At 34.4% G+C, this 4487-nt stretch carries 3 protein-coding genes; all 3 read left to right on the top strand.

Annotation, left to right across the window (positions count from 1 at the left end):
- The coding region (locus tag MVY38_RS03515) for a DEAD/DEAH box helicase (protein WP_297483637.1) at positions 1-2636 on the top strand (2636 nt) is incomplete at its 5' end.
- Positions 2637-2658: 22 nt separating this feature from the next.
- Positions 2659-3501 carry a sulfurtransferase gene (locus tag MVY38_RS03510; protein ID WP_297483635.1) on the top strand — a complete coding sequence of 281 codons (843 nt, stop codon included), beginning with the start codon at positions 2659-2661 and terminating at the stop codon, positions 3499-3501.
- 2 nt (positions 3502-3503) lie between these two features.
- A partial coding sequence (locus tag MVY38_RS03505) for a diguanylate cyclase (protein WP_297483634.1) occupies positions 3504-4487 on the top strand: 984 nt, incomplete at its 3' end.

Here is a 4487-nt window from a genome sequence, read left to right as displayed (position 1 = left end):
AGATGCTATTTTGGGGATACACTTTTGTTGATATGGTACAGGTGGAGGGAGAGATCTCTTTTCGTGGCGATATTATTGACATCTATGTCCCCTCTTCAAAAAATCCTATTCGTATCTCTCTTTTTGATAATGAAATAGAGCAGATTAAAGAGTTTGCACTTGAAACGCAGCGTACTTTGGGTGATGACCTCGAAGAGGTGCTAATACGAAGTGCTTTTTACTCGCTTGATGAGAGTGCATTTAATGCACTTAATGAGAAGATTAAGCAGAGTGAATTTGATGCACTTAACAAAGATGTAGCCTCTTTGGGATTTTGGCATCTTGATGAGATGAGTGAAAACTTTTTAGCAGGCAAAGAGACTAAACTTGTAAGAGATTTGCAAAATGTTTTAAAAGATGCCTATGGCATTAACAACCCTCAGCTTTCACGAGAGAGTTTTGAACTTGAAAAATTAGAAGAGAATGAGAGTGTAAAAGAGCTGGTTGTTGCAAATGCTGAGCAACTCATTAAAGTGCATAAAGATAAAAAGATTACCATTATTGCTGCAAACGCAGCGACACTCAAACAAGCAGGAATTTATGATACAAAGAACATAAATGTTATTACTGCGCCTTACATTTTAAACATCATTACAGATGATGAACTTGTTATATCTCTGAATAAGCCAGATAAAAAACGCCGTAGAAGAAAAAGTTCCATTTTACTTGATGATTTAAAAGCTGGGGATTATGTTGTTCATGAAGATTATGGAGTAGGGATTTTTGAAAAGATAGAGCAGACTGAAATTCTTGGTGGTGTGAAAGATTTTATTGTTATAAAATATATTGGTGATGATAAAATTCTTCTACCTGTTGAAAATCTTGACTTTATAGACCGTTACATCGCAGGAGGGGGCAGTACCCCTGTTTTAGATAGACTTGGTAAAGGAAGCTTTGCAAAACTTAAAGCAACAGTGCGAAAACGCCTCCTTGAAATTGCAGGACAAATTGTAAATACAGCAGCAGCAAGAGCGCTTATAAAAGCACCTAAAATTTCACTTGATAAGAAAAGTTTAAAAGAGTTTCAAGCCCTCTCTGGGTTTGAATATACTGATGATCAAACGCAGTCTATAGATGAGATAATTTCGCAGATGAGTTCAGGGCATATAATGGACAGACTTTTAAGTGGTGATGTTGGTTTTGGAAAGACAGAAGTAGCACTCAATACTATCTTTGCAGCATATAAATCAGACTATCAGTCTGCGTTTATTGTGCCTACGACACTCCTCTCTGCACAGCATTTTAGAAGCTTAGATGAGAGATTTCAAAATTTAGGCATTCGTTATGCTAAGCTTGACAGATTTGTAAGCACAAAAGATAAAAATGCCATTATAAAAGGGCTTGCGAGTGGAGAGATAGATTGTGTTGTTGGAACGCATGCTCTTTTTGGTTTAGAGTTTAAAAAGCTAGGTGTTGTCATCATCGATGAAGAGCATAAATTTGGTGTCAAACAAAAAGAGAGAATAAAAGAGCTTTACCATAATGTGCATCTACTCTCCATGTCAGCAACACCAATTCCTCGTTCACTTAATCAAGCACTAAGTTCCATAAAAACCATGAGCCAACTTTTAACGCCACCAAGTGAGCGACAAGGTGTGAGAACTTTTGTAAAAGAGTATGATGAAAAGCTTATAAAAGAGGTTATTTTGCGTGAGCTTCGTCGTGGAGGGCAGGTTTTTTATGTTCATAACTCCATCGACCATATGCCTATTAAAATGGGCGAGATAAAAGCACTTCTTCCAGAGTTGCGAGTACTAATGCTACACTCTAAAATCTCTGCCGTGCAGACAGAAAAAGAGCTTTTAAAATTTGAAGCGGGTGAATATGACTTGATGATAGCAACCTCCATCATCGAGAGTGGTATCCATATGCCTCGTGTTAATACTATTATTGTCGATGGTGCCGATAGATTTGGTATTGCTGATTTGCATCAACTTCGTGGACGCGTTGGGCGTGGAAACTATGAGGGTTTTGCCTATTTTGTTGTACCAAATAAAGAGGCACTTACTGATGAGGCGAAAAAGCGTCTTTTAGCACTTGAATCAAACTCCTTTTTAGGTTCTGGTTCGGTTTTGGCTCATCATGATTTAGAGATTCGTGGTGGAGGAAATCTTGTGGGAGATGCTCAGAGTGGGCATATAAAAAATATAGGCTATTCACTTTACTTGAGAATGCTTGAAGATGCCATTAAAGATTTAAGTAATACCACTCAAACGCAGCGTGCTAAAGTAGATATTAAACTTACCATTTCGGCGTATGTTAGTGATATGGTTATTCAAGAAGATAGACTGCGTTTAGATATATATAGACGACTCTCTCAGGCTGAGAGTGCCATAGAGATTTATGAAATTGAAGAGGAGGTCATCGACAGATTTGCCGAAGTTGATACCCCTACAAAACAGTTTTTTGAACTTATGGTCATTAAGCTCTTAGCTATTGAGAAAAAGATAAAGTCTATAGCAAATTATGGGCAAAATATCACTTTTACTTATTTTAATGAGAGCAAAGAGACAATCAAAGCAGATAGTAAGGATGACGATGATATTATTAAAAATACATTATTTTATTTAAGAAATAATAAGCCTAAGACTCTTTAAAAGAAAAAAGTTGGTATCTATTTTGAAATTTATAAAAATTAGTTTTCTTGTTTGTCTGCTCTTTTGCTCCTCGCTCTATGCGATGCCTTCTCTTGTCTGTGCAAAATGGTTAAGTCAAAATTATTCTAATCCTGATTTGGTTATTGTTGATGTAAGAAAACCTGCACTCTACAAGCAGGGACATCTTAAACATGCTGTTAATGTTCCTGTTTTTAAAGATCTCTTTGATACAAGTAATGGGTATAAAATACCAAAACTGGACTTTTTACAAAAAGTTTTTAGTGATGCAGGTATTGACAATAAGAGTAAAGTTGTGGTTTATGGAGATAATGAACTAATATGGGCTGCTAGATTTTTTTGGATTAGTAAAGTTTTGGGGCATGATGAGGTGGCTCTTTTGAAAGTTGGATATGGAAATTGGAAAAAAGGAATGCTTCAAATAAGTAAGAAAGAGTATAAAGCAAAGCCAACAAAATTTATACCACGCATAAATAGCAGCATTATGGAAACAAAATTAAGCACTATGCTTGCAATAAATAAAGATGTAATTATAGATGGAAGACCTGCTGCATATTATAATGGTCTGAAATCCCATGCGAAAAGGTTTGGGCATATACCAAGTGCACTTAATTATGCAGGAATACAAAATTATGATGTCAATGGTAGCGGAATGAAATCATTGGCACAACTCAAAAAGATTTATAAAAATTTACCAAAAGATAAAAAAGTGATACTCTACTGCGAAGATGGAGCAGATGCAGCACTTAATTTTTTAGTCTTAAAAGAGTTGGGATACGATGCTTCTGTATATGATGGATCTTGGTTGGAGTGGGGGAATGATTTTAATCTTCCTATAGAGAAATAGTTATGAAAACAAATATTTACAGAGGTTCTATTGAAAAAAAGCTAACAAAGATTATATTGACTGTGACCTCTTTAGCTTTTTTCATAGCATATTTGATTTTTGTGACTATTTATTTAAAAAATGAAGATAAAAAATCTTATGAGCTTACAAAAACAATAGAAACGGTGGTATCTCAAGATTTAGCAAAATTAGTCTTTTTAAATGAAGTCTCAATTGCGGCAGATATTACAACAAAGTTAAAATCATTTAGTATGTTGGAGTCTGCTGTAGTTTACAAAAATGATGATACCGCTATATACCAATACAGCAGAAGTGGTAAAAACTTTATTCCTGATGGCAAATGTAAAAATCAAGAGTCACAAAGAGTGGGAGAGACGCTCATTGTAAGTGTACCTATTAATTACTCAGGGAAGGTATTTGGTTGTATTAGAATGAAACTGCATCATGTGACTTTTTTTGCTATTTTGAAAAAATACATACTGGAATTAGGGCTGTTCTATCTTTTTATTATATTTTTGTCATTTGTGTTAGCCTCATTATATGCGAAAAAATTTACAAATCCTATTTTAAAACTTATAAAATTTTTAGAAGAGATTGAGTTGAGCGCTTCGCTTGATAAGCGTATAGCTATTACAGAAAATGATGAGTTTGGTAAACTTTATGAAGAGACAAATATTATGCTTGAGAGTTTACAAAAATCGTTGCAGGCAAAACAAGAAGCTGAGGAAGAAGTAAAATATCTTAGACAGTATGACCCTTTGACCGGTTTGCCAAATAAAGAACTATTTATACAATCACTACAAAAACAGATTGATTATTTAACTCAAAAGCAATGGCACTTAATGTTTTGTGTAGATATAGATAAATTTAAAATTTTTAATGATCTTTATGGACATGAAGTTGGTGATATTGTTTTACAAATTTTGGCAAAACAGTTAGAAAAAGAGTTTAAAAATGCTACGATAATCGCAAAAATAGGGATAGAT

The organism is Sulfurimonas sp. (assembly GCF_027056685.1).
Taxonomy (GTDB): Bacteria; Campylobacterota; Campylobacteria; order Campylobacterales; family Sulfurimonadaceae; genus Sulfurimonas.
Note: the sequence above shows the minus strand (reverse complement) of the source record. Positions and strands in the feature narration are given on the sequence as shown.